The organism is Miniimonas arenae (genome assembly GCF_006351005.1).
GTDB lineage: Bacteria > Actinomycetota > Actinomycetes > Actinomycetales > Beutenbergiaceae > Miniimonas > Miniimonas arenae.
The window spans coordinates 37846-60588 of sequence record NZ_VENP01000016.1 but is presented as its reverse complement, the minus strand read 5'-3'; the positions used below and the strand labels follow the sequence as shown (position 1 = coordinate 60588).

Below are 22743 nucleotides of genomic sequence, written 5' to 3'. Positions count from 1 at the left end.
CCCCGATCGAGTACGAGACCATCATCACCACCCAGGCAGCACTCGCCGCCTGACCCACCCTGTCACCTCACCGTGCAGCAGACCCGGGTGCAGGTCTGCCCGGCGGTAGAGCGGCTCGTGGCGGAGCCATTCCTAGCGGCGAACGAGACGGAGGTCGTCCCGAAGAACCCACTCCTAACGGCCCTGTTGCTCTGTGGTGAGAGCGCGGCTGAAGGCACGTGCGCGCGTGACGATGATGTGCGCGCTCCGGGAACGGGACGGGTGGGCGCCAGCCACGACGCGACGAGGGCGCTGGTGCGGGCCAAAGAGATGCGCGGTCGTCAGCGGGGTGGCGGCTACGGCGACCGAGGTCAGCGCGGCCGATGCCGAGGTGGCGGCCACTGCGACCGAGGTCAGCGGGACCGATGCCGGAGCGCCGGCCACTGCGACCGAGGTCAGCCCTCGATCGCGGCGTCCAGCTCCTGCAGAAGGTCGTGCGCGGCGAGCTCGACCGCCTTGTGTTGCCACTCGGCGGCTCGGTAGACGCACGCGATGAGCGCCGAGCGGTGGATGCGGCTGAAGTCGCCGAGGACGAAGGCGTACCGCGCCTTGGTCTCGTCGCTCGCACCCTCGGTGAGGCCGAGGTGCCACGCGCCGTACTCCACCCAGGAGTGACGTTCGAGGTAGGTGTTCTCTCGCTCGGCGTCGGGCTGGGCGTCGCCCCAGTCGCTGTCGACCACGTACCGATGGGCCGCGATCAGCTTCCGGCAGTGAGTCACGGCCGCGTCGTTCACCTCGTAGCTCGCCATGCCACGATCCTGCCTCCGAGCGTGCGCCTCGTCACGCCCTCGCGGTACCTAGGTCCCGCGCCGTGGCGGTCGCGGTGCGGCAGGGTCGAGATGTCGCGGACTGTCCGCGATCGGGCACGGCCGGCGCGCTCGGGACGACGGGCACGGCAAGCACGACGGCGTGATCGGCACCGCCAGCACGACGGGTGTGGACGGCGTGATCGGCACGGCAAGCACGACCCGGCATGACGTGCGCGACCGGACGGCGCGCGCCGCACCTGCGACGTGTGGGGAGGGGACGACATGACCGGGACGCTCGACGTCGCCCGCGTGCTGCGCGACCTGGACTCGCTGCTCGCAGCCCAGGCGGGTCCCGAGCGCGCCGAGGCGCACCTGCGGGACGCGCTCGCCCAGGCGATGCGACTCGGCGACGATCCCGCGCGGCTCACGGTGCTCAACGAGCTCCTCGGCCTGCTTCGGGTGACGAGCGCGCACGAGGCCTCGCTCGCCGTCGCGGACGAGGCTCGCCTGCTCGCGGACGAGCTGGCCGACCGGCTCGGACCGGCGGGCGCCGAGGCCCGCGCGACGACGCTCGTCAACGTCGCGACGGCGCAGCGCGCGGCAGGGCGCACCGAGGCCGCGCTCGCGACCTACCGTGAGGCACTCGCAGCAGCGAGCGCCGCGTATCCGCCCGGCGACCGGCGCATCGCCGCGCTGCACAACAACCTCTCGATGGCCCTCGGGGACGCCGGCGACCGCGCGGGGGCGGTGCGCGAGCTGCGCGCCGCGCTCGCGCTGCTTGCGGCCGGGAACGGAACCGCGCCCGACGCCGAGCCCGACGGCGAGCTCGCCGCCACGCACGGGAACCTTGCGCTGGCCCTCGCCGCGACGGGTGACCCCGCCGACGCCGAGGAGGCCGTCCGGCACGCCCGGCTCGCCGTCGCGACCTACGAGCGCCTCGGGCGCACCGACGACCCGCACTACGCCGCCGCCCTCGCGGCCGCCGCGGGTCTCGACGTGCGCGCCGGGCGCTACGCCGAGGCCGTCGACGGGTATCGCACAGCCCTCGCGACCGTGCGGGCGTGCTTCGGGGCACAGTCGGACGCCGCGGTCGTGACGGCCGGAAACCTTGCCGAGGCGGAGGCGTTGCTCGCCCGCGCCGGCGCCCAGGACGAAGGCGGTACGCAGGCCGGGTCAGACGCCGGCGTCGGCGATCGCCGGACAGGGCGCACCAGCAGAGCCGCGACCCACCTCGGTGCCAAGGTGCGCGCCGCCGCGGATGTGGCGGTCGGCAACGTCCCGACCGGGGCCGGGAGCGAGGTGGGCCGACCCGCTGGGTCGGCTGCCGGTGAAGGGACGGGCTCGTCGACGAGCTCGCCGCCTACCCGACCCACGCCCGGGGCGGGCCGGCCCGCGGGGGCGAGCTCGCCGTCGCCGGGTGGTGTGTCGTCGGTGACCCGAGGCCTCGACCTCGCCCGCGCGTACTGGGAGGCGTACGGCCGGGAGCTGCTGGCCGGGTACCCCGAGGAGCGGGGCCGGATCGCGGTCGGGCTCGTGGGGCACGGGTCGGAGTGCTACGGGTTTGACGACGAGGCCTCGCGCGACCACGACTTCGGCCCGGGGTTCTGCCTCTGGCTCACCGCGGAGGACCACGCGCGGATCGGCGCCGCGCTGCAGGCGGACTACGAGGCCCTGCCCGGCGCGTTCGCCGGCTTCCCGGCCCGCGCGGACGTGCAGACCCGCCGCGCGCAGGGCGCCGGGCGTCGCGTGGGCGTCTTCGAGATCGGCGCCTTCTACGCCTCGCTGACCGGGTATCCGGACGCGCCCGCCGTCGACCGCCCGCACGAGTGGCTCCTGCTCGAGGAGGCCACGCTCGCCGCCGCGACCAACGGCGCGGTCTTCGCCGATCCGTTCGGCGCCTTCAGCGGGGTGCGCGGGCGGTTCCGGCGCATGCCGAACGACGTCCGGCTCACCCTCGTCTCGCGTCGGCTCGGGATGATCGGGCAGGCCGGGCAGTACAACGTCCCGCGGATGCTCGCGCGCGGCGACGGCGCGGCCGCCTGGCTCGCGATCGGCGAGCTGACGCGCGCGACGGCGTCGCTCGTCTTCCTCCTGCACAAGCCGACGTCCGTGGGGTATCTCCCGTACTACAAGTGGCAGTTCGCGGCGCTGCGGCGCCTGCGCGCGCGGCTGGGGTCGCGGCTGCCGGCGACGGTGGACCACCTCGAGGAGGTGCTGCGCCTCGCCTCGGCGGCGTGCTTCCCCGGGGCGGCCGGCACGACCGGCTCGACCGGTTCGACCAGCTCGACGGCGGCGCGCGAGCGCCTGGTGGCGGTGATCGAGGCGATGTGCGGCGAGATCGTGGCCGGGCTCCTCGCGCGCGGGCTCACGCGCAGCGACGCGCCGTTCCTGGAGTGGCAACGTCCGTACGTCGAGGAGCTGATCGTGGACGAGCGGTGTCGGAGGCTGGCGTGAGTGGCGTGAGTGGCGTGAGCGGCAGCGTGAACGGGGTGGACAGCCCGCTCGCGCACGCCGTCGTCGCGCACGAGTGGGCCCAGTTCCAGCGCACCCAGAACGAGGGCGGGCGCGCCTCGTGCCAGGACGACTGGCGCACGTTCCGCGAGATGCGCCTGGCGCAGGTGCTCACGTGGCCCGAGGCGCTGCAGCGCAGCTACGCGGACGACCTCGACGACGCCGACGCCGTCGGCCGCAACCTCGTGACCGAGAAGTACGCCCGGATGATGGCGTCCACCTCGCCCGCGCGCTACGCCCGCGACCTCGCGCCGCACCTGCCCGTGCTCAGCGAGGCCCGCCGCGCCACGCAGGAAGCCGTCATCGCGGTGCAGGTGCGCTGGGCCGCGGAGTTCCGCGAGAGGTATCCGCTCCTCGGCGCCGGGATGCGCCTGCTGCGCACCTCGCAGGACACCCGCACCGACACCTCGTTCGAGACCTACCTGCGCGGCGAGCTCGGCACCTACTCCGCGCGCACCTTCGCGCTCTACCGCGCGATGGTCGACGGCGAGCGCGCCTCGGGCGGCAACCTCACCGAGCGCACGGTCGAGTGGACCGTGCGGCTGGCGGGGTTCGACGGCCTCGCCGACGCCGAGGCGGCGCAGCCCGCCTGACCGGGCCGCCCGGCCAGCGATGCCGCCGGGCCAGGCGAGTGAGCCGGTCCGGCGAAGACCGACCGGCGCTGGCCTGCCCGTGGGGTCACGTGCGGGACGGCGAGCGTACCGACCGACGGACGCTCGCCGTCGGGCCCTCGCACGTTCACCGCCGTGGGCGTGGGTGGCGGGCGGGACCATGCGGCGTCCCGCACCCCTGCACCGTCGGAGGAGTAGAGCCCGTGACCACGTTCACCGTCTGGAAGTACGACGACCCCGCCCGCGCCCAGGAGGCCGAGGACATCCTGCGCTCCGCCGCCGGCGAGGGCCTCGTGACCATCCACGACAGCACCACCGTCTCGTGGGCCCAGGGCGACGAGCGCCCCGAGACCCACCACCGCCGTCAGGACGCCGGGCGCGGCGCCGGCTGGGGCGCCGCCTGGGGCTTCCTGTTCGACCTGCTCTTCTTCGCCCCGCTGCTGGGCGCGGCCGCCGGTGCGGCGATCGGCGGCAGCGCCGGGGCGCTCAACGGCGTCGGGATCCGCAAGGAGGACCTCGAACGCATCCGGGAGTCGATCACGCCCGGGTCGTCGGCGCTCTTCGCGGTGACGGACGGCGCGGACCTGGACCGGCTGGTCGAGCGGGTGCACGGGCTCGGGGGGCACCTCGTGACCACGAACCTCACGGACGAGGAGCGCGCGACCCTGCTGGGTGCCGTCGACTGAGCGAGCATCGCTCGGCTGTCGTGAGGTCGCGGCGGATCACGCAGCGGTGGTGAAGGACTCCTGATCCACGCGGGCCCCGTCGTCGATGCGCTCGTCGTCGGGGATCCGGACGCCCGCGGCGATCACCGCGTTCGCGCCGATCTTCACCCGGCTGCCGATCCGCGCGCCGTCGCCGACTCGCACGCCGGGTCCGACGTGCACCGAGCCGCGGACCTCCGCGCCGACGCCGAGCACCGCGCCGGAGTCGAGCCAGCTGCCGACCCCGAGCCGCGATCCGGGCGCCATCACGGCGCCCGCCTCGACGAACGCACCGCGAGCGACCACGGCGTCCGCGGGCACGTGCGCCTGCGGCGAGACGAACCCGCCACCGTTCTCGTGCTCCAGGTACCTGACCAGCTCGCCGCGCTCGTTCTCGAACTCGACCTTGCCACGCCGCCTCTGAGGCATGCCTCACCTTCCCTTCGCCCGTCATAACGTAGAGGGCCGGGTGTCTTGTTCCAAGGGTGTGCGGCACTTCTCACAAGGCGAAACCGCACGCGGGTCAAGAAGCGGGTCGAGCAGCCGGCGGCCGACCCAGGCGCGGGTGGGGTCAGCGGGGGTCGGGAGTGGCTCGACGCCCGGTGGGGTCGGGCTGGCTCGGGGGTAGCGGCGGCTGGGACGAGTCGTGCCGGCTCAGCCGGCCGACGGCCCGAGCGGGAAGCGCTCCAGCACCTCGTGTCGACGGGCGTTGCGCCGCGCCTCGCCCAGGTGCGAGGCGACCAGCTCGACCTCGGTCGCCGTCCACGCCGGGCCGGAGTAGGTCTCCATCACCTGGAGCCAGCGGTGCGCGGGCGTCGGCCGCGGCGTGCGTGCGAGCGTGAGGTGAGGCACGAACCGGGCGCCGTCGACGGCGATCCCCGCCGTCGCTGCCGCCGTGCGGCACGCGGTGGCGAGTCGAAGGAGCTCGTGGCGCTCGCCGTCGTCCAGCTCGGGTGCCAGCCACAGGACGCGGGCGGCGAACGGGTCGGGGAACGCGCCCGCGCCGGCGAGGCGGGTCGGCAGCGCGCGGTGACGCCCGACGGCGGAGCGCAGGTTCTCGCTCAGCGCGTCGAGCGTGCGCTCGGGTGCGTCGGCGACGAAGGCGAGCGTGAGGTGCCAGTGCTCGGGTGGCGTCCACCGCACGGGGAACGCGTCGAGTCGCGGCTCGAGGAACTCCTCGAGGTGCTTGCGCGCGGCGTCGGGGACGCGGAGGGCGACGAACAGGCGCATGGTGGCTGGTGAGGTGCCAGATCAGGCGGTGCGGTCGAGGACGCCGCGCAGGAACGCCGCCTGACCGGCGTGCTCGAGCGCGTCGCCGACGACGCTCACGAGGCGCACCCCGAGCGTCACGGGCGGGTCCCAGGAGTCGTCGACCACGACGTCGAGGTCCTCGTCGGTGAGCAGGTCGAGATAGGTGCGCGCGGCGCGGTGCACGGCGTCGGCGTAGCCGAGCAGGAGGTCGACGGGCACGTCGACGAGCGCGACCTGCTCGGCGGTGTGGCCGTAGCCCATCTCGGAGTCGGGGAAGGGGAGCGCGGCGCGAGCGGCCCAGCCGTCGCTCACCCACACCTCGGGCGTGCCGGCGAGCGCGGCGAGCTGCGCGTCCTGCTCACGGCCGGTGTGCCAGGCGAGCCACGCGAGCGTGTTGGCTGCCGGGTCGACGCGTCGGGTCAGGACGGCGTGACCGTCCTCGCCGTCGAGCCCGTCAAGCGCGCGGGCGAGCAGGTCGGGGATCCGGCCGAACGCGTCGGCGAGGACGTCGGTGCTGTTCATGGGGCTCCTTGTGCGGTCCGGGGGCGGTGCTGGCGTGGTCGGTGGGCGAGGTGGGTCGGGGCGGCGGGTCGGGCGTGGTCGCGCCGTCGCGCCGTCGCGGTGATCGGGGCGGCCCTCGGGCGTCGGCCGACTGGCTTGAGGCTACGCCGAGCGTCCCCGGGCCGGGCACGAAGCAGCGCGTCGACCGCCTTGGGGCCGGCTGGGCGCTCCGCCTGCGGCGCCGGGTCGATGACGGGACCGGCGACTGCGGCGTCGGGTACCCGCCGCCTGACGCGAGAGCGACTCTGCGGGACGGGAGAGCGACTCTGCTTGGCGCGAGAGCGACTCGCCACGACTGGTCCGCCGGCAGCAGGTCTCTGACCTGCGTCGATGCGCGAGGGCGTCGCGCGAGCGGGTGGGTGAGTCGCTCTGGCGTGACGGTGAGTCGCTCTGGCGTGACGGTGAGTCGCTCTGGCGTGATGGTGAGTCGCTCTGGCGTGATGGTGAGTCGCTTCCTCGTCACGCAGTGGCCGCCCAGACGCCGTCCGCGCCGGAGCCGGGGCCGCGTCCCTCGCAGGCCCATGGCGAGCGGCCCCACACGCCGTCGGCCCCGAGACGACGGGTCGAACGCGCGGGCGCGTCACCCGTCGCTGGGGTGTACTGAGCGTCCCTGTCTCGCCGAGGGTGCGCGTCGTAGCGTCGGCGGCGGGCCGCGCGACCGGCGCGGCGAGGACTGGAGGCCCCGCCATGCACACCCGCACACTCGGCCGCGGACTCGGACCCGGCAACGGCCTGGAGGTCTCGGCGCTCGGCCTCGGCTGCATGGGCATGTCGATGAGCTACGGACCGAACCCCGGACCGCGCGAGGAGATGATCGCGGTGCTGGGCGGCGCCGTCGAGCGCGGCGTCACGTTCTTCGACACCGCCGAGGTCTACGGCCCGTACGTCAACGAGGAGCTCGTCGGCGAGGCGCTCGAGCCGTTGCGCGACCAGGTCGTGCTGGCCACCAAGTTCGGCTGGGACATCCAGCCCGACGGCTCCTTCCCCCGCCCGGACAGCCGCCCCGAGCGGATCCGTGCGGTGGCGGAGGAGTCGCTGCGGCGACTGCGCACCGACGTCATCGACCTCTTCTACCAGCACCGCGTCGACCCGCAGGTGCCGATCGAGGACGTCGCCGGGACGGTGGGCGAGCTCGTTGCCGAAGGCAAGGTCCGCCACTTCGGGCTCTCGGAGGCGGGCGCCGGCACGATCCGTCGCGCGCACGCCGTGCACCCCGTCACGGCGCTGCAGAGCGAGTACTCGCTGTGGACGCGCGACCCCGAGGCCGAGATCCTGCCGACGCTCGCCGAGCTCGGGATCGGGTTCGTCCCGTTCAGCCCGCTCGGGAAGGGGTTCCTGACCGGCACGGTCGACACCTCGACGTCCTTCGCCGAGGGTGACATCCGCACCCGCGTGCCGCGCTTCGCGCCGGAGAACCTCGCGGCCAACGAGCGCCTCGTCGAGCACGTCCGCACGCTCGCGACGGCGAAGGACGCCTCGCCCGGGCAGGTCGCCCTCGCATGGCTGCTCGCGCAGCAGCCGTGGATCGTGCCGATCCCCGGCACGCGGCGACTCGCCCGGATCGAGGAGAACAACGGGGCGACGGCGTTGGCCCTGTCCGCGGACGAGGTCGCCGACCTCAACGCGCTCGCCCGCACGGTCGGCGTCGCCGGGAACCGCTACAACGACGCCGGGATGGCGATGGTCGGGCTGTAGGGCGGGCGGGCGGGCCGCGCGCGTCGCAACGCCCTCGCGGACGGGTCGTAACGCCCTCGCGAAGTGGGAGGGGCCGGTCGGAACCGGACCCCTCCCGCTTCGGAGTCACTCGGAGTCACTCCAGTCACTCGGCATCAGTCGAGTCAGTCGGAGTCACTCGGACTCGCCGCCCTCCTCGTCCTGCGTCGACAGCTTGCTCGCGCTCGAGACGTCCTCGACGCCGTCGGCGGCCTCGGGCATGCCACCCGGACCCGTCGACGACTCTGCGCCGTCGCCACCGGGCTCGCCGTCGCCTGCGCCACCGAGCGCACCACCGAGCGGCCCGCCGTGCGGGTAGGCGACCTCGAGCGAGGGCACCTCGACCGGCTCGAGCTCGCGCTCGACGCCGACCTCGTTGGCCCGCGCGACGAGCGCCGGTGCCGACTCGGCCGACACCGCCGAGGTCTCGGCGAGCACCGCCTTGGCGGCCGTGACGCGGACGCCGAGCTCGCCGTCGTCCACGAGCGAGGCGAGGATCGGCTCGGCCTCGTGCGCGGACAGGTTGACCGCGGTGCCAGCGGCCGCGATGCGCACGAGCGGTTCCTCGCTCGCGGCCGCGGTCGCGACCACCTCGCCGCCCCCCTCGATGAGGCCGGCCAGGTAGGCCGCCTTCGAGGCGAGCATGGGCTCCCCGGTCGTCACGAGCTCGTGCAGGTGCGGCAGCGCGGCCGGGCCGAGCAGGCTCGCGAACACGTAGTCGGGTTCGTCGACGTCGAGCAGCGCCCGCACGTCCTGGAGTGACACAGTCATCTCTCCCACCTCTCCGGATTCTCAGATGTTCTGGCTGAACGCGCTGGCGTCCATCGTCGACCCCTCGGACCCGACGAGGTCGGGCGGAGGGTTGGTGATGTTGAACGTGCCGTTGCCCGTCATGAGCCGGTTGTTGTCGTTGACGTGCGGCAGGCCGAGCACGTGCCCGACCTCGTGCCCCAGCGTCCACTGGCTCGCACCCGAGGCGATGACCACGCTGGGCAGCCCGTTCGGGTGCGACGCGCAGCCGTTCAGCGGCGGGTTCGTCGCCTGCACGAAGTACGCCGCGACGTCGAGCGAGCCCACGCCGTTGCGGAACGCGAAGAGCGCGAGCTGCTCCGCCGTCGCGTTGCCCTGGACGCACGGGTTGACGTCGACCGTGTTGAGCGACGCCGGCACGGAGATCGACTCCACCGAGGCGAGCTGCACGCGGATGCCGCGCGTGGCATACACGTTCACCATGTTGGCCACGCTCGTGGCGAGCGCGACGTTCGGGTTCGTGACGATCTTCGCGTGCAGCCGCACCGTGGGCACGAGGGCCCACCACTTGTGCCACAGCGCACCGTCGGTTCCCCGGACGAACGAGTCGATCCGGTTCGGCCCCCACGAGACGGCGTCGGGGTCGGAGGTGAGGACCCCGCCGAGCGACTCCCAGCCGGACCAGCCGGCCTGGAACCACTTGTGCCACATCGCGTTGTCGGTCCCGCGGACGAAGACGTCCAGCCGGCCCGGCGCCCACGAGGACACGCCCGGTCCTGAGGTGAGAACTCCGCCGAGGGACTCCCAGCCGCTCCAGCCGCCCGCGAACCACTTGTGCCACAGGGCGTTGTCGGTGCCGCGGACGAACACGTCGATCCGACCCTCGCTCCACGAGACGGCCGCCGGGTCGGACGTGAGGACTCCGCCGAGCGACTCCCAGCCGCTCCAGCCGCCGCCGATCCCGAACGTCCCACGCCGGAACCACTTGTGCCACAGCGCGTTGTCTGTCCCGCGGACGAACACGTCGAGCCGGCCGTGCGCCCACGACGCGACGGCGGGACCTGACGTGAGGATCCCGCCGAGCGACTCCCAGCCGGACCAGCCGCCGTCGAACCACTTGTGCCACAGGGCGTTGTCGGTGCCCCGGACGAACACGTCGATGCGGCCGTCGCTCCACGAGACGGCCGCGGGGTCCGAGGTGAGGACCCCGCCGAGGGACTCCCAGCCGGACCAGCCGCCCGCGAACCACTTGTGCCACAGGGCGTTGTCCGTCCCGCGCACGAACACGTCCAGCCGTCCGCTCGACCACGAGCTGACAGCCGGTCCCGAGCTCAGGCCTCCGCCCAGGCTCTCCCAGCCCAACCACGTCATCGCTGCTCCCTCCGTACGCGCGACCTCCCCGGGCCGCGTCGCCGTCGCCCGGGCGATCCGAGCTCGACGACGATGAGGCGCCCGCCCGGCGCGCTGATACGGCAGCGTCGGGGCGCTGCCCGATGGGGCGTGCGGTCGCCTACAGTCCTCCCAGCGCGACGCCGGGCACGCCTCGGCGCGTGGGGCCGGCACGGGGGTGCACGACGGCGGCACAGCACGGTGCACGACGGCGAAGGGGCGCGATGGGCGCAGACGGCAAGGACATGGTGGTCGTCGGGGCGGTGGCCGGCGCCCGCGTCGCGTCGCTCGCCGACCCCACGCGCCGCGTCACCGGCGGCTGGATCGGCGCGTTCGCCCTCGCCTGGCTCGGCGTTTGGATGGCGCAGGGACCCGGCCGCGCGCGGCAAGGACCTGGGGATCATGAACGTCGCGCTCGCGGTGCCGCAGGCCGTGGCGCCGCTGCTCGGCGCGCTGCTCGTGGCCGCGGCGGGCGGCTTCCGGCCGCTGTTCCTGCTCGCCGCGGCGTGCGCGGCGGGGGGAGCGGTGGCGCTCGGGAGGGTCCGCGGGGTGCACTGACCGGACATGGTGAGCCACCTAGAGTGGCCGGATGCTCCCCGCCGTTCCGCCCAGCCCGACGTCCGCGACGCTCGCGCCCCACCTGGTGCGCTACCTGCCGGCGGCGAGGTGACGTGCTCGTAGGGGGCGAGCTCGCAGGTGCGCGCTCGTGGATGCCGCGCTCGTCGTCGCGCGCCCAGCAGACGCACAGGGTGACCTAGCCCGCGCACAGCGACCGCTCAGATCGGACACCGGCCAGCCGCCCTGGCCGGTGAGGTCCCCGATCCTGGCAGGACAGGACCGCTCGGGTTCGCCGTCGGACCCCTAGCATCGCTGGCGGGGGGATCGAAGCGGTTCCGCGGGGAAGCGGCACCGACCGAACGCATGAGGGCGCACCGGTGCGCCCTCGCGAGCCGAAGGAGCGCCGTGACGTCGTCTCCCGTCTGCATCGTCGGAGCCGGTCCGGCCGGCCTCGCCGGGGCCCGAGCCCTCGCCGAGCGCGGCATCGAGTACACCCACCTCGAGCGGCACACGGGGGTGGGCGGGGTCTGGGACATCGACAACCCGGGCGGCCGATCTACGAGTCGGCCCACCTGATCTCCAGCCGCACGACGTCGGGCTACAGCGGCTGCCCGATGCCCGCGAGCTACCCGGACTACCCGCGGCACGACCACGTGCTCGCCTACCTGCGCGCCTTCGCGGCCCACTACGGCCTCGACCAGCGCGTGGAGACCGGCGTGTGCGTCGAGAGCGTCGAGCGGGACGGCAGCGCGTGGGTCGTGACGCGGACCGACGGCACGAGCTCCCGGCATGGCGCCGTGGTGGTGTCGACGGGCTCGCAGTGGCACCCGCGCCTGCCCGCGCTCCCCGGGACGTACGACGGCGAGGTGCGGCACAGCCAGACGTTCCGCAGCCCGCGGGAGTTCGCGGGGCAGCTGGTGCTCGTCGTCGGCGGCGGCAACTCCGGCTGCGACATCGCGTGCGACGCCGCGCGCAACGCCGACTACGCCGCGATCTCGATGCGCCGCGGCTACTGGTTCATCCCCAAGCACGTCTTCGGGGTGCCCTCGGACGTGGTCGGCGGCAAGGGCTCGTTCCTGCCCAAGCAGGTGGAGCGCGCGGCGATCCAGCCGCTCCTGCGCCTGCTGGTGGGGGACACCGAGCGGCTCGGCCTGCAGAAGCCGGACCACAAGCTGTTCGAGACCCACCCGATCGTGAACTCGCTTCTGCTGCACCACCTCCAGCGCGGCGACATCGTGGCCCGACCGGGCATCGCGGACACGGCCGGGCGCACCGTGACGTTCACCGACGGCACGAGCGAGGAGTTCGACGTCGTGGTGCTCGCCACGGGCTACGAGCACCGGGTGCCCGTCGCGCAGGACCTGTTCGGCAACGCGCAGCACCCGGACCTGTACCTCAACTTCGCCTCGCGCGAGCACACGGGGCTGTTCGGCGTCGGCTACATCGAGACGAACTCGGGCGCGTTCACGCTGTCCGACCAGCAGGCCCACCTCATCGCCGCCTACCTCGACGGGCGCGCCCACCGCACGCCGCAGGCCGCGCGGTTCGCCGCGATGATCCGCACCGACCGGCCCGACCTGTCCGCCGGCCTCACGTTCGACTCCTCGCCACGGCACACCGGGTACGTCGACTCCGACGGCTACACGCGCTACCTGCGCCGGGTGAGCCGGATGCTGGGCTGGCCACTCACGTCGCCGGCCGCGGGTGCGGCGGCGTCCAGCGGGCGCGGCGGGCGCTTCGCGCGTGGCGACGCGGGCCCGACGGCGAGCGAGGCTGCCGAGGTCGGCTCGCCGTCGGCGGTGGTCGCGGCGGGCAGTGCGGCCGTGCGGACGGCTGCGCGGTGACGAGGGCGGGCTGCGCGTGAGCGCGCGCGGGGTCGACCAGCGCGGCCGGGTGATCGTGGTGACCGGTGGCGCAGGCGCCGTGACCTCGGTGAAGGCGGGCTGCGCGTGAGCGCGCGGCGCGGGTTCGACCACCGCGGCAAGGTGGTCGTGGTGACCGGTGGCGCGGGTGGGATCGCGCGGGCGTTCGCGCCGCGGGCCGCCGAGCGCGGCGCGGTGCTCGTGCTGGTCGACGTGCGCGGCGAGGCGGCGCAGGACGCGGCCGAGGCGCTTCCCGGCGTCGGGCACCGCGGGTACGGCTGCGACCTCACCGACGAGGCGCAGGTGCGGGCGCTGATCGGCCGGATCGAGGAGGACCACGGCCGGATCGACGTGCTGGTGAACAACGTCGGGATGACGAGCTGCGAACGGTTCGACGAGCGGTCGGTCGCGAGCATCCGCACCGAGCTCGAGGTGAACCTGCTCTCGCCGCTCGTGCTCACGCGGCTGGCCGTGCCCCTACTTCGGGCGTCGGCGGATCCGCGTGTGGTGACGACGGTGTCGCTCGGCGGCATCTTCCCCCTGGGCGAGACCCCGATCTACACGGCCTCGAAGTTCGGGCTGCGGGGCGCGATGCTCGCGATCGGCCTCGACCTGCGGGACAAGGGGATCCGCGCCGGGTCGGTGCTGCCGTCGGCGACGGACACCCGGATGCTGCGCCGGGAGGCGGTCGAGGGCGGCAACGCGCTGCAGTTCCAGGACCCTCCGCAGTCGCCCGACGTCGTCGCGCGCGCGATGCTGCGCCTGCTCGACTCGCCGCGGCTCGAGGTCTACCCCCGGCCGAGCGAGGCGTGGCTCGTCAAGGCGGCGCTGCTCGTGCCCAACGCGTTGCCGCGCCTCATGCGGCTGTTCCGGCGTCGGGGCGAGCGCGGGCAGGCGGCGTACCTCGCCCGGCTGGAGCGCGAGGGTGTGACGCGCCGCCGCGCCGACGGGTCGTGGGAGCTGCTCGACGCCGAACGCGTCCTCCGGTAGGCGCCCGCCGGCCGGGTGCCGACTGTCGGGAGCGACGACGACTGCCCGCCCGCCGGGTGGCGGGAGACGCCGTTCGCGCGTGGAGCGCGGGCTCGCTCTCGCGCGCGCCTCAGGGCCGCCTTCGTGCGCGCCTGCATGGCCGGAAGGCGCCTCGGTCGGCTGCGGGCGGCCCGTCGCCGTGCGCATTGACTGGTGGCCCGTGCGCTTTGACTGGTCGAACCGGCCCGAGCCGCGGCGCGAGTGGCCCGCGTTGACATCGCTGCAGGTCACAGGCTTGCGCCTGGACGCCGTTTCGGCGCCGGGGGATCCAGCCAGTCAATTCGTTGGGGCCTCCAGTCAAAGCGCACAGCTCCCCGGGCCCACGGGCACCGCGCGGGACCCGTGAGCCGTGCGGTGCCCGGCGAGTGGGCCGGCCGGCCGTGCGGTGCCCGGCGATTGGGCCGGCCGGCCGTGCTGGGCCGGGCTGCTGGGCCGGCCAGCCGCGCGCCGCCCGCCCGCTGGGCCGGCCAGCCGCGCGCCGCCCGCCTACTGCGCCGACCACCCCCCGTCCGAGGGCAGGATCGCGCCCGAGACGTTGATCGCGTCGTCGCTGAGCAGGTAGGTGATCGCGGCCGCGAGGTGCTCGGCCTGCGCGGGCGGCGGCAGGATCGCGTGGAACGCCTGCAGCCGGCCCATGCCGGTCGGGTTGATCGCCGGGATCGCGATGTTGGTCGCCACCCCACCCGGCGCGACGCCGTTCACCCGGATGCCGTGCGGTGCGTACATGACGGCCGCGCTCTTCGTCAGCCCGATCACGGCGTGCTTCGACGTCGTGTACGCGGTGCCGGCGGCGCTGCCGCGCAGCCCCGCCTCGGACGTCACGTTGACGATCGACCCGTGCCCAGCCGCGAGCATCGCGGGCAGCACGGCGCGCATCAGCTGGAACGATCCCGTGAGGTTGACCGCCAGCACGCGCTGCCACATCGCGTCGGTGACCTCGTGCACCGGTGCGAAGTCGTCCATGATCCCGGCCACGTTCGCCAGTCCGTCGATCTGCTCGCCGGCCGCGGCGACGATCCGCGCCACGTCCTCGGTGGACGTGATGTCGCCCCCGACGGCGACGATCGCCTCCCCGAGCTCGCCCACCACCGCGTCCAGCCGGTCCGCGGCGACGTCGACCGCCACGACCCGGCCGCCCTCGCGGGCGATGCGCGACGCCGTCGCGCGCCCGATCCCGGACCCCGCCCCGGTGACGATCACCGTGCGACCGGCGAACCGGTCCGGCGTGATCCGTTCCTGCCACTCCTGCACGGTCCTGTCCGCCGTGAGTGTCATCGTTCCCACCTTCTCCTTCTCCTTCTCCTGCCCGTCGGCGGCGCCGACGGAAGAACGCCTCGAGCTGTGCGCCGGAGGCCCCGAGGTGACTCGGGGCGGAAGGTCCGCGCGGTGCGCCCCACCGGGTGGGGTGCACCGCGCGGGCGGTGCGTCGTGCTGGTCGTGCTGGTCGAGCCGAGTGAGCCGACGAGCGCGCCTCAGCCCCCCGCGCGCGCCATGTGTCGCGCGCCACGGAGCCCGAACACGGCCGCGGGGCCGATCGTCGAGCCCGGACCGGGGTAGGTGTGCCCCATGACCGACGCCGACGTGTTGCCCGCCGCGTACAGGCCCTCGATCACGGAGCCGTCCTCGCGCAGCGCGCGGGCGTCGGCGTCGGTGACCACGCCGCCCTTGGTGCCGAGGTCGCCGAGGACCACCTTGTACGCGAGGAACGGACCCTTCTCGATCGGGCCGAGGTTGTTGTTCGGACGCACGGTCGGGTCGCCGTAGTAGCGGTCGTACGCGGAGTTGCCGCGGCCGAAGTCGCCGTCGACGCCCGAGCGGGCGAAGCCGTTGAACCGCTCGACGGTCGCGCCCAGCACGGTCGCGTCGACCCCGATCGCGCGGGCGAGCTCGGGCAGGGTCTTCGCCTTGACGGCGATCCCGGCCTCCTTCATCGCCTTCATCGCGCGCGGGTCCATGGCGAACGTGCGGAAGTACCGTTTCGCGTACCGGCCGTCGAGGATGAGCCAGTAGGGGCCCTCGCCGTGGTCGCGCTCGAGCATGTGGTGTCCGAGGTCCACGTAGGACTCGGACTCGTTGGCGAACCGCTCCCCGGCGGCGTCGACCATGATCGAGTACGGCATCGACCGCTCGCCCACGAGGAACGACGGGCGCCCCCCCGGCGGAGCGGCGAGCGAGGCGCCCCACCACGCGTCGTCCATGAGCTCCAGGGCCGCACCGGCGCGCCGGGCGACGTCGATCGGGTGGCCGAGGTTGCCGAGGTTGCCCGACGGGTCGCCATCGATGCCCTGGTACTTCTGCCGCCACTCGCGGTTGCCCTCGAACCCGCCGCCGGCGAGCATGACGCCGCGGTCCGCGCGGACGGTGACGGAGGCGCCCTCGTGCGTGACGCGCACCCCGACGACGCGGCCGTCCTCGACGACGAGGTCCTCGAGCGGGCTGTCGAGCCAGACGGGTGTCGCGTGGTCGACCATCACGGCCTTGCCGAACGCCGTCGCCCACGCGTTGCCGATCCCGACCAGACGCTTGCCCGTGACGACCCCGCCGGCGATCCGGCCGACCACCTGCGCGCCGCGGACCATGCCGCCGACCGTCGACCACGAGCGGCCCAGGAGCCACACGTCGTTGGTCATGGCGGGCAGCGGGATCGCGCCACGCAGCGTGTCCCACCAGGGTCCGAGGACCTTGGAGTCCAGCGGCTTGACCTCGATCGAGCGGCCGATCTTCCCGCCCGGCAGCTCGGGGTAGTAGTCGGGGTAGTCGGTCGCGCGCGCGAACACGACCCCGTACCGCTCGGCGGTCGTGACGAAGTCGTCGACGCCGTCGACGAACGCCTCCTTGCGCGCCCGGTTGGCCGCCTCGCCGACCTCGCCGACGCACGCGTCGAGGTAGGTGAGGGCCTCCTCGCGCGAGTCGCCGACGCCGTCGCGCGCCATCAGCGGATTGTCCGGCAGCCACATGCCGCCCCCGGACATGGCGGTGCTGCCGCCCCACTTGTCGGTCGACTCGACGATCAGGACCGACAGTCCCGCGTCGATCGCGCCGAGCGCTGTCGCCAGGCCGGCGCCCCCGGACCCCACGACAACGACGTCGTAGGCGAGTTCCGTGGTCGTGCTGCTCATGTGAGCTCCCCTTCCATCCGGACAACCTTGTCCGGATCGATAGTATGCGACGGTGAGCGAGATCGGAAGCGGAACGCTCGGCGCCGCTCGGACACCGGCGCGAGCCTCGGAGCCGACCTCGAGGCGGGCCTCGGGGCGGGCCTCGGGGCGGACGGCCTCCGCGCGCACGAACCGGGGCCCCGCCGTCGCGGCGGAGAACCGCCGCGCGATCCTCGCCGCGGCGCGCCGGCTCTTCGCCGAGCGGGGCTTCGAGGTTCCGCTCAGCGCGATCGCGCGCGAGGCCGGCATCGGCCAGGGCGTCCTGTACCGGCACTTCCGCTCGCGCCTCGACCTCGCGATCGAGGTCTTCGACGACAACTTCCTCGAGCTCGAGGCGGCCGCCGCCGACCCCGCGCCGGACGCCTTCGACCGGCTCTGGCGCCTCCTCCTCGCGCAGACCGTGCGCGAGGCCGCCTTCGTCGAGATGGCCGTCGAGGCGCAGCGCCTCGAGGTGACGTACGACGGCGACGCTCGCCTCGCCGCGCTCGTCAGCCTCGCGCTGGGGCGTGCGCAGGCGGCGGGCACCGCGGATCCCGCGCTCACGCTCGAGGACGTGCTCGTGAGCTGGCGGATGGCGTTCGGCATCGTCGCCACAGCGCCGAACCCCGCCGAGGCCGAGCGGCTGCTCGCGCAGCGGCTGCCGCGCCCGATCCCGCTCGGGCAGCCGCTCGCGCCGGTCACACCCGGCGGCTGAGCCGCCTGACCGGCGCTGCCCGGCTGCTGGCCGCCGGCCCGGCGCTTTCGGTCGGCACGCCGACCGCGCGCCTCGGCCAAGCAGATGCGTGCGCCTCAGCGGTGCTGCTGCGCCGAGTCGTGGTGGGCGAACACGCGCCGGGTGGTGAGGTCGGCGCCCGTGAGGATGCCGGCGCGTGCGAGCAGCCGCCCGTGCTCCCAGTTCGACAGCCCCAGCTCGGGCTGCGCGAGCGCGTACTGGCCGTCGACCCACCGGGTGAACCCGTCGCCCACGAACGGCGCGTCCACGGCGTCGCGGAACCACGCGTGCGCCGCGGCGTCCTCGCTGATCAGCGAGGCCACGAAGCGCGGGCTCCAGCGGTTGAACAGGTCGGCCGCGGCCGCGAGGTCGGGCACCACCACGAGCGTGAGCTCCGGGGTGTCCTCCCACTCCCACTCCTGCCCGAGGCGCTCCACGGGAAGGAGCGACGCGCGCGGCTCGGTGTGCACGCCGTCGGCTCGGTGCACCGGGATCTGGCGGGTGAGCTCGCCGTCGGGCAGCGCGCCCTCGCTGCCCTCCACCACGTGCACGCGGGCCGTGCCCGAGCGCGTCGCCGCCGCCTCGTCGGCGGCCGCGAGCAGCACGGGCACGAGCTCCTGGGCGCGGTCGGCCACGAGCACCGCGACGTTGAGCGTGTTGCAGACCTTGCGGTCCAGGGAGTGCCGCACTGCGCCGGCGAACCGGTCGACGTCGGCCGCGGAGTCCGCGACGAGCCACGCCCCGCCGGTCCCGTGCGCGCTGACGGGGACGCCGGCCGAGCGCGCCACCCCCGACAGCTGCGCGACGGCGGGCCCCGAGCCGCGCGCGACGGCGAGCGCCAGGCGGGAGTCGCTGAACAGCGCCCAGCCCGCCGAGCGGTCGCGCACCGGGAGCAGGCTGACCGCGCCCTGGGGCAGCCCGGCCGCGGCGAGCGCGGGCCGCAGCGCACCGTCGCGGATCGCCTCAGCCGTGCCGAGCGCGTCGCCGCCGATGCGCAGCACGGCCGTGTTCCCGGTCGCGAGCACGCCCGCGGCGTCCGCGAACACGTTGGGCCGGCCCTCGAACACGAACGCGACGACGCCGAGCGGCGCGGCCTGGAGCTCGACCTCCCAGTCCGCGTGGCGCACGCGCTCGTCGGCGGAGACGCTTGAGCCGCGGGACAGGAGGATCCCCGCCCACTCGCGCAGCCCGTCGACCATGTCGGCGCGCATCCGGTCCGAGACGGTCAGCCGGGTCGTGGTGCGCCCGGCGGACCGTGCGCGCTCGACGTCGGCCGCGTTCGCCGCCCGGATCCCCGCCCAGACGGCGTCGTCGGCGAGGCGGTCGGCGAAGGCGGTGAAGAACGCCTCGATCGTGGCGCGGGGGGCCGCGCGGACGACGCCGAACGCGGCCACCGCGGCGTTGATCTGCTCCGCGACCACCCGGCGCACCGCGGCCGGCACGTGCAGCAGGGCGCCCGTGCCGGGGTCGACGTGCAGCGCGTCGCCAGGGGCGAAGGCGGCGGCGAGGGCCTCGTCGACGACGGCGTAGCGGTCCCCGCCGAAGGGCACGAGCGTGCCGGCGGTCAGGTGGTCGAGCGTGCCGTGGGTCACGGCGTCCATCGTATTTGCGGCGCGCCGCGCGCCTTACGGTTGTCCCATGGCACGGACGATCGCCACGAGCACGCGCCTCGAGCGCCCCGAGCTGCTGGACCTCCTGCGCTCACGGCACGACGGCATCCTCGTCACCACCCGCCGCGACGGCTCGCCACAGCTCAGCCCGGTGACGTACGGGGTCGACGGCGAGGGTCGCGTCGTCGTGTCGACCTACCCCGAGCGCGCGAAGGCCGCCAACGTGCGTCGCGACGAGCGCGCTTCGCTGCTCTCCCTCGGACCGAAGTTCTCCGACCCGTGGGTGCAGGTGGACGGCGCGGCCGAGCTGATCGAGCTGCCCGAGGCCGTCGAGCCGCTCGTGGAGTACTTCCGCGTCATCAGCGGGGAGCACCCGGACTGGGACGAGTACCGCGCGGCGATGGTCGCGCAGGGCAAGTGCCTCATCCGGCTCACGATCGGGCGGTGGGGTCCGGTCGCGACCGGCGGATTCCCCGCACGCCTCGCGTGAGCCTCGCCGGGGGTGAGCTGAGCGCCCTGCCGGCGCTCGCCGTCGTGGGCTCCGCGAACGTCGACATCACGGCGATGACGGAGCACCTGCCGCGGGCCGGCGAGACCGTCGGGCCGGGGCGGCTGCGGCGCGACCCGGGAGGAAAGGGCGCGAACCAGGCGGTTGCCGCGGCGCGGCTCGGCGCGCGAACCCGGATGATCGGGGCCGTCGGCGACGACGAGGACGGCACGTGGATGCTCGCGACGCTCCAGGCGGCCGGTGTGGACGTCGCGCACGTCCGGCGCGCGGCGGACCACACGGGGACGGCGCTCATCACCGTCGACGCCGAGGGGGAGAACCAGATCGTCGTCTGCCCCGGCGCCAACCGGCTCGTGACGACCGACGGTGTGGAGTTCGGGCCCGACGAGGTGGTGCTCGCGCAGGTCGAGATCCCGGTCGAGGTGGTGGCCGGGCTCGCGGACGTGGTGCCCGGCTTCCTCGCGGTCAACGCCGCGCCCGTTGAGCTCGATGCCGCGCTCGTTCGTGGAGCGGGTCGACCTCGTGGTGGTCAACGCCGTCGAGTACGCGGCGCAGCCGTGGCTGCGGGACGTCCGGATGGTCGCGGTCACGTACGGCGGGGACGGCGCGCTGCTGCTCTCGGGTGGGCGTGAGGTGGCGAGCGCGCCGGCGCTGCACGTGCCGGTGGTGAGCACGGTCGGCGCGGGCGACGCGTTCGGCACGGCGCTGACGCTGGCGCTCGCGGCCGGGGTGGACCCTGAGTGGGCGCTCGCGGCGGCGTGCGCGGTGGGTGCCGACGCCGTGCAGCACCCCGCGAGCCAGCCTCCGCTGCGACGGCTCGCGGAGTATCTGCGCTGACGCAGACCGCTCCCGGGTGAGCGTGTCGGCGGAGCGCGCCATGATGGCCCGGTGACGACGCACACCTACCGCACCGACCTCACCTGGACCGGCGCCACCGGCGTGGGCTACGCGGCCTACCCGCGGGAGCACCGGGTCGAGGCGCCCCCGGCGACGGCGAGCCTCGACCTGTCCGCGGACCCGCACTTCCGCGGGGCGGCCGAGCGGCTCAACCCCGAGCAGCTCGTGGTCGCCGCCGCGAGCTCGTGCCAGCTGCTGTCCTTCCTCGCGGTCGCGGCGCGCGCCGGCGTGGACGTCGTGGGGTACGCGGACCACGCCGTCGGCACGATGGACCTGCGGGACGCGCCGATCCGGATCGGGGCGATCGCGCTCGACGTCACGGTCACCGTGGCGCCGGGCACCCATCACGCGCTCGTGCACCGCCTGGCGGAGGAGGCGCACGGGCAGTGCTACATCGCCAACTCGCTGCGCTCGGACGTGACCCTCGCGCTCACGGTGGTCGACGCGTGAGCAGCGGCGCCGAGCCCGTCGGGGGCGACGGCATCGGGGCGTTCGCGCTCGGGCCGGGCGAGCCGCCGGCGGGGCCGTGGACGGCGCGACCGGTCGCCGACCTGGCCCGGGAGCTGCTCGAGCTCGCGCGGGCGCGTCGGGCGGGCCAGGTCGGCCGAGTGGCCGGCCCGGTCGTGATCGCCGTCGACGGACGGTCCGCCGGCGGGAAGACGACCCTCGCGGGACGGGTGGCCGACGCGGTGGGGCGCTCCGCCGTCGTGCATGCGGACGACCTGGCCTGGCACGAGCCGATGTTCGGCTGGGCGCCCGTGGAGCGCGCGCTGCTCGAGGCGGTGCGCGCCGGCGGCCCGGTGCGGCTGCGGCCGCCCGCCTGGGCCGAGCGGGGGCGAGAGGGCGCGATCGAGCTGCCGGAAGACCTCGAGCTCGTGGTGATCGAGGGGGTCGGGTCGGCGCAGCGGGAGGTCGCCGACCTGCTCGACGCCGTCGTGTGGGTGCAGTCCGACGACGCCGAGGCCGAGCGCCGCGGGATCGCGCGGGACATCGCGTCGGGGGAGAACGGCGACGTCGAGGAGACGATCGCGTTCTGGCACGCCTGGATGGCGCACGAGCGTGAGCACCTGCGCGCCGACCGGCCGTGGGAGCGGGCGGACGTCGTGGCCGCCGGGACGCCGCCGATCCCGCTGGCCGACGGCGAGGTGGCGGTGGCGCCGCCCCTTCGGCCTCCCCATCCGGCCCTTCCGCCGCAGCCGTGACCGGGACAGGGTGGGCGCATGCCGACCGGTGACTGGCCCGCCTACGACCCCGGGTTCCTCGGGATCGACGTCGCGCCGCCGGCCGTCGGCCTGCCCGCCGGCTCGGCCGGCGCGGAGGCGGGCGAGGTGCCGGTGCTCGACTACACGCACTTCACCGTCGCGATGAACCGCACGCGGCGGCTCGCCTGGTGGTCCGCGTGGAACATCGACGGCCTGCGGCTGCTCACCGGCGACGGCCTGGACCGGGACGGCCTCGCCTTCCGCACCGACCCCCGGCTGCCCGACGACGAGCAGACCGACGACACCGTCTACCGGAGCAACCGGCTCGATCGCGGCCATCTCGCACGCCGCGCGGACCTGCTGTGGGGCGCGCTCGCCGAGGCACAGGACGCCAACGCGGACTCCTTCTTCTTCACGAACATCACCCCGCAGGTCGACGACTTCAACCAGTCCAGCAAGGGCGGCGTGTGGGGGCTGCTGGAGAACGCGCTGCTCGCGCAGGAGGGCCTGGTGGACCGGCGCCTCGCGGTGTTCGCCGGCCCGGTGCTCGCCGACGACGACCCGCCCTACCGCGGGATCGTCCAGGTCCCGCGCGAGCACTGGAAGGTCGTGGTCTACCAGCTCGACGGCGAGCACCGCTTCCAGGCCTTCCTCCTCACCCAGAACCTCGAGCGCGGCGTGCTGGCCGGCGGCTTCCTCGAGGAGTTCCGCACGTATCAGGTGCCGCTCGCGACGTTGACCGGACGGACCGGCCTGACGTTCCGGGGCTCGACGGGCTGGTGGCGGGCGGCGAGGGTGTCCCGCCGGACGGTTCGCTCGCCGGCCCCGCACCGGCCGCCCCGCGCCCGATCGACGAGGTGAGCGCGCTCGCGTGGTGAGGGCGGGCGCCGCGATCGGGAGCGCTGGTCGAGTCGCTCCGTCAGGTGAGT

24 protein-coding genes are annotated in these 22743 nt (G+C 74.7%); 15 read left to right on the top strand and 9 right to left on the bottom strand.

Going from position 1 to position 22743, the window contains the following annotated elements:
* Positions 1–434 precede the first annotated feature (434 nt).
* On the bottom strand, positions 435–788 hold the full coding sequence (locus tag FH969_RS06185; RefSeq protein ID WP_108718742.1) for a hypothetical protein: 354 nt from the start codon (positions 786–788) through the stop codon (positions 435–437).
* Positions 789–1070: 282 nt separating this feature from the next.
* Here FH969_RS06185 and FH969_RS06180 point away from each other — a divergent pair, with 282 nt between their 5' ends.
* The 3 genes from FH969_RS06180 to FH969_RS06170 all read left to right on the top strand — a co-directional run bounded on the left by FH969_RS06180 (position 1071) and on the right by FH969_RS06170 (position 4596).
* A complete protein-coding gene (locus tag FH969_RS06180) occupies positions 1071–3242 on the top strand; it encodes a DUF4037 domain-containing protein (protein ID WP_139986495.1) in 2172 nt (723 codons plus the stop codon).
* Positions 3239–3892 carry a DUF4125 family protein gene (locus FH969_RS06175; protein ID WP_218975271.1) on the top strand — a complete coding sequence of 218 codons (654 nt, stop codon included), beginning with the start codon at positions 3239–3241 and terminating at the stop codon, positions 3890–3892. The genes FH969_RS06180 and FH969_RS06175 overlap by 4 nt, the downstream gene beginning before the upstream one ends.
* Before the next feature lie 221 nt (positions 3893–4113).
* A complete protein-coding gene (locus tag FH969_RS06170; protein ID WP_108718745.1) occupies positions 4114–4596 on the top strand; it encodes a DUF1269 domain-containing protein in 483 nt (160 codons plus the stop codon).
* Positions 4597–4632: 36 nt separating this feature from the next.
* Here FH969_RS06170 and FH969_RS06165 read toward each other — a convergent pair whose 3' ends face one another.
* From FH969_RS06165 to FH969_RS06155, 3 genes are all read right to left on the bottom strand, one after another.
* Entirely contained in the window at positions 4633–5043 is a 411-nt protein-coding gene (locus FH969_RS06165; RefSeq protein ID WP_108718746.1) for an LbetaH domain-containing protein, read from the bottom strand.
* A gap of 225 nt (positions 5044–5268) precedes the next feature.
* Complete coding sequence (thpR, locus tag FH969_RS06160) at positions 5269–5844, bottom strand: RNA 2',3'-cyclic phosphodiesterase (RefSeq protein ID WP_108718747.1); 576 nt, start codon at positions 5842–5844, stop codon at positions 5269–5271.
* A 21-nt stretch (positions 5845–5865) separates the two neighbouring features.
* Positions 5866–6387, bottom strand: a complete 522-nt coding sequence (locus FH969_RS06155; protein ID WP_139986493.1) for a mycothiol transferase — start codon at positions 6385–6387, stop codon at positions 5866–5868.
* 726 nt (positions 6388–7113) lie between these two features.
* On the opposite strand from FH969_RS06155, the gene FH969_RS06150 reads away from it, so the two are divergent.
* Positions 7114–8121 (top strand): aldo/keto reductase, encoded by a 1008-nt coding sequence (locus FH969_RS06150; RefSeq protein ID WP_139986492.1) that lies wholly within the window; start codon positions 7114–7116, stop codon positions 8119–8121.
* 153 nt (positions 8122–8274) lie between these two features.
* On the opposite strand, the gene FH969_RS06145 is transcribed toward FH969_RS06150, so the two are convergent.
* On the bottom strand, positions 8275–8910 hold the full coding sequence (locus tag FH969_RS06145) for a HEAT repeat domain-containing protein (RefSeq protein ID WP_139986491.1): 636 nt from the start codon (positions 8908–8910) through the stop codon (positions 8275–8277).
* Between the two features lie 21 nt (positions 8911–8931).
* Positions 8932–10260: a DUF8189 domain-containing protein gene (locus FH969_RS06140; protein WP_139986490.1), complete on the bottom strand. Its 1329-nt coding sequence runs from the start codon at positions 10258–10260 to the stop codon at positions 8932–8934.
* A gap of 420 nt (positions 10261–10680) precedes the next feature.
* On the opposite strand from FH969_RS06140, the gene FH969_RS06135 reads away from it, so the two are divergent.
* The 4 genes from FH969_RS06135 to FH969_RS06125 all read left to right on the top strand — a co-directional run bounded on the left by FH969_RS06135 (position 10681) and on the right by FH969_RS06125 (position 13688).
* Entirely contained in the window at positions 10681–10836 is a 156-nt protein-coding gene (locus FH969_RS06135; RefSeq protein ID WP_180359692.1) for a hypothetical protein, read from the top strand.
* 405 nt (positions 10837–11241) lie between these two features.
* Positions 11242–11412 (top strand): NAD(P)-binding protein, encoded by a 171-nt coding sequence (locus FH969_RS15670; protein ID WP_234417946.1) that lies wholly within the window; start codon positions 11242–11244, stop codon positions 11410–11412.
* Positions 11364–12680, top strand: a complete 1317-nt coding sequence (locus FH969_RS06130; RefSeq protein WP_246071738.1) for a flavin-containing monooxygenase — start codon at positions 11364–11366, stop codon at positions 12678–12680. Before FH969_RS15670 ends, FH969_RS06130 begins: the two co-directional genes overlap by 49 nt.
* 105 nt (positions 12681–12785) lie before the next feature.
* On the top strand, positions 12786–13688 hold the full coding sequence (locus FH969_RS06125) for an SDR family NAD(P)-dependent oxidoreductase (protein WP_139986489.1): 903 nt from the start codon (positions 12786–12788) through the stop codon (positions 13686–13688).
* A gap of 525 nt (positions 13689–14213) precedes the next feature.
* Here FH969_RS06125 and FH969_RS06120 read toward each other — a convergent pair.
* Both FH969_RS06120 and FH969_RS06115 read right to left on the bottom strand, forming a co-directional pair.
* On the bottom strand, positions 14214–15002 hold the full coding sequence (locus tag FH969_RS06120) for an SDR family NAD(P)-dependent oxidoreductase (RefSeq protein ID WP_108718753.1): 789 nt from the start codon (positions 15000–15002) through the stop codon (positions 14214–14216).
* A gap of 197 nt (positions 15003–15199) precedes the next feature.
* Complete coding sequence (locus FH969_RS06115) at positions 15200–16846, bottom strand: FAD-binding protein (RefSeq protein ID WP_108718754.1); 1647 nt, start codon at positions 16844–16846, stop codon at positions 15200–15202.
* A 52-nt stretch (positions 16847–16898) separates the two neighbouring features.
* On the opposite strand from FH969_RS06115, the gene FH969_RS06110 reads away from it, so the two are divergent.
* On the top strand, positions 16899–17579 hold the full coding sequence (locus FH969_RS06110; protein WP_246071737.1) for a TetR/AcrR family transcriptional regulator: 681 nt from the start codon (positions 16899–16901) through the stop codon (positions 17577–17579).
* A gap of 95 nt (positions 17580–17674) precedes the next feature.
* Here FH969_RS06110 and FH969_RS06105 read toward each other — a convergent pair whose 3' ends face one another.
* The gene (locus FH969_RS06105) at positions 17675–19198 is read right to left on the bottom strand and encodes an aldehyde dehydrogenase family protein (RefSeq protein ID WP_108718755.1); all 1524 of its coding nucleotides are present in this window, start codon (positions 19196–19198) and stop codon (positions 17675–17677) included.
* A 37-nt stretch (positions 19199–19235) separates the two neighbouring features.
* On the opposite strand from FH969_RS06105, the gene FH969_RS06100 reads away from it, so the two are divergent.
* The 6 genes from FH969_RS06100 to FH969_RS06080 are packed head-to-tail and all read left to right on the top strand — an operon-like array spanning position 19236 to position 22675.
* Entirely contained in the window at positions 19236–19697 is a 462-nt protein-coding gene (locus FH969_RS06100) for a PPOX class F420-dependent oxidoreductase (RefSeq protein ID WP_108718756.1), read from the top strand.
* Positions 19694–20347 (top strand): PfkB family carbohydrate kinase, encoded by a 654-nt coding sequence (locus FH969_RS06095; protein ID WP_342776995.1) that lies wholly within the window; start codon positions 19694–19696, stop codon positions 20345–20347. The genes FH969_RS06100 and FH969_RS06095 overlap by 4 nt, the downstream gene beginning before the upstream one ends.
* Positions 20292–20552: a PfkB family carbohydrate kinase gene (locus tag FH969_RS16030; protein ID WP_342776994.1), complete on the top strand. Its 261-nt coding sequence runs from the start codon at positions 20292–20294 to the stop codon at positions 20550–20552. The genes FH969_RS06095 and FH969_RS16030 overlap by 56 nt, the downstream gene beginning before the upstream one ends.
* Before the next feature lie 51 nt (positions 20553–20603).
* On the top strand, positions 20604–21062 hold the full coding sequence (locus FH969_RS06090; protein WP_108718757.1) for an OsmC family protein: 459 nt from the start codon (positions 20604–20606) through the stop codon (positions 21060–21062).
* On the top strand, positions 21059–21814 hold the full coding sequence (locus tag FH969_RS06085) for a uridine kinase family protein (RefSeq protein ID WP_199916450.1): 756 nt from the start codon (positions 21059–21061) through the stop codon (positions 21812–21814). The genes FH969_RS06090 and FH969_RS06085 overlap by 4 nt, the downstream gene beginning before the upstream one ends.
* 18 nt (positions 21815–21832) lie before the next feature.
* Positions 21833–22675 carry a DNA/RNA non-specific endonuclease gene (locus FH969_RS06080; RefSeq protein ID WP_139986488.1) on the top strand — a complete coding sequence of 281 codons (843 nt, stop codon included), beginning with the start codon at positions 21833–21835 and terminating at the stop codon, positions 22673–22675.
* The last annotated feature ends 68 nt before the right edge of the window (positions 22676–22743 follow it).

Coding starts and splice junctions, on each gene's coding strand:
- FH969_RS06185 (WP_108718742.1), bottom strand. CDS start 788: ATGGCGAGCTACGAGGTGAACGACGCGGCCGTGACTCACTGCCGGAAG.
- FH969_RS06180 (WP_139986495.1), top strand. CDS start 1,071: ATGACCGGGACGCTCGACGTCGCCCGCGTGCTGCGCGACCTGGACTCG.
- FH969_RS06165 (WP_108718746.1), bottom strand. CDS start 5,043: ATGCCTCAGAGGCGGCGTGGCAAGGTCGAGTTCGAGAACGAGCGCGGC.
- thpR (WP_108718747.1), bottom strand. CDS start 5,844: ATGCGCCTGTTCGTCGCCCTCCGCGTCCCCGACGCCGCGCGCAAGCAC.
- FH969_RS06155 (WP_139986493.1), bottom strand. CDS start 6,387: ATGAACAGCACCGACGTCCTCGCCGACGCGTTCGGCCGGATCCCCGAC.
- FH969_RS06150 (WP_139986492.1), top strand. CDS start 7,114: ATGCACACCCGCACACTCGGCCGCGGACTCGGACCCGGCAACGGCCTG.
- FH969_RS06145 (WP_139986491.1), bottom strand. CDS start 8,910: ATGACTGTGTCACTCCAGGACGTGCGGGCGCTGCTCGACGTCGACGAA.
- FH969_RS06140 (WP_139986490.1), bottom strand. CDS start 10,260: ATGACGTGGTTGGGCTGGGAGAGCCTGGGCGGAGGCCTGAGCTCGGGA.
- FH969_RS06135 (WP_180359692.1), top strand. CDS start 10,681: ATGAACGTCGCGCTCGCGGTGCCGCAGGCCGTGGCGCCGCTGCTCGGC.
- FH969_RS06120 (WP_108718753.1), bottom strand. CDS start 15,002: ATGACACTCACGGCGGACAGGACCGTGCAGGAGTGGCAGGAACGGATC.
- FH969_RS06115 (WP_108718754.1), bottom strand. CDS start 16,846: ATGAGCAGCACGACCACGGAACTCGCCTACGACGTCGTTGTCGTGGGG.
- FH969_RS06105 (WP_108718755.1), bottom strand. CDS start 19,198: ATGGACGCCGTGACCCACGGCACGCTCGACCACCTGACCGCCGGCACG.
- FH969_RS06100 (WP_108718756.1), top strand. CDS start 19,236: ATGGCACGGACGATCGCCACGAGCACGCGCCTCGAGCGCCCCGAGCTG.
- FH969_RS16030 (WP_342776994.1), top strand. CDS start 20,292: ATGGTCGCGGTCACGTACGGCGGGGACGGCGCGCTGCTGCTCTCGGGT.
- FH969_RS06080 (WP_139986488.1), top strand. CDS start 21,833: ATGCCGACCGGTGACTGGCCCGCCTACGACCCCGGGTTCCTCGGGATC.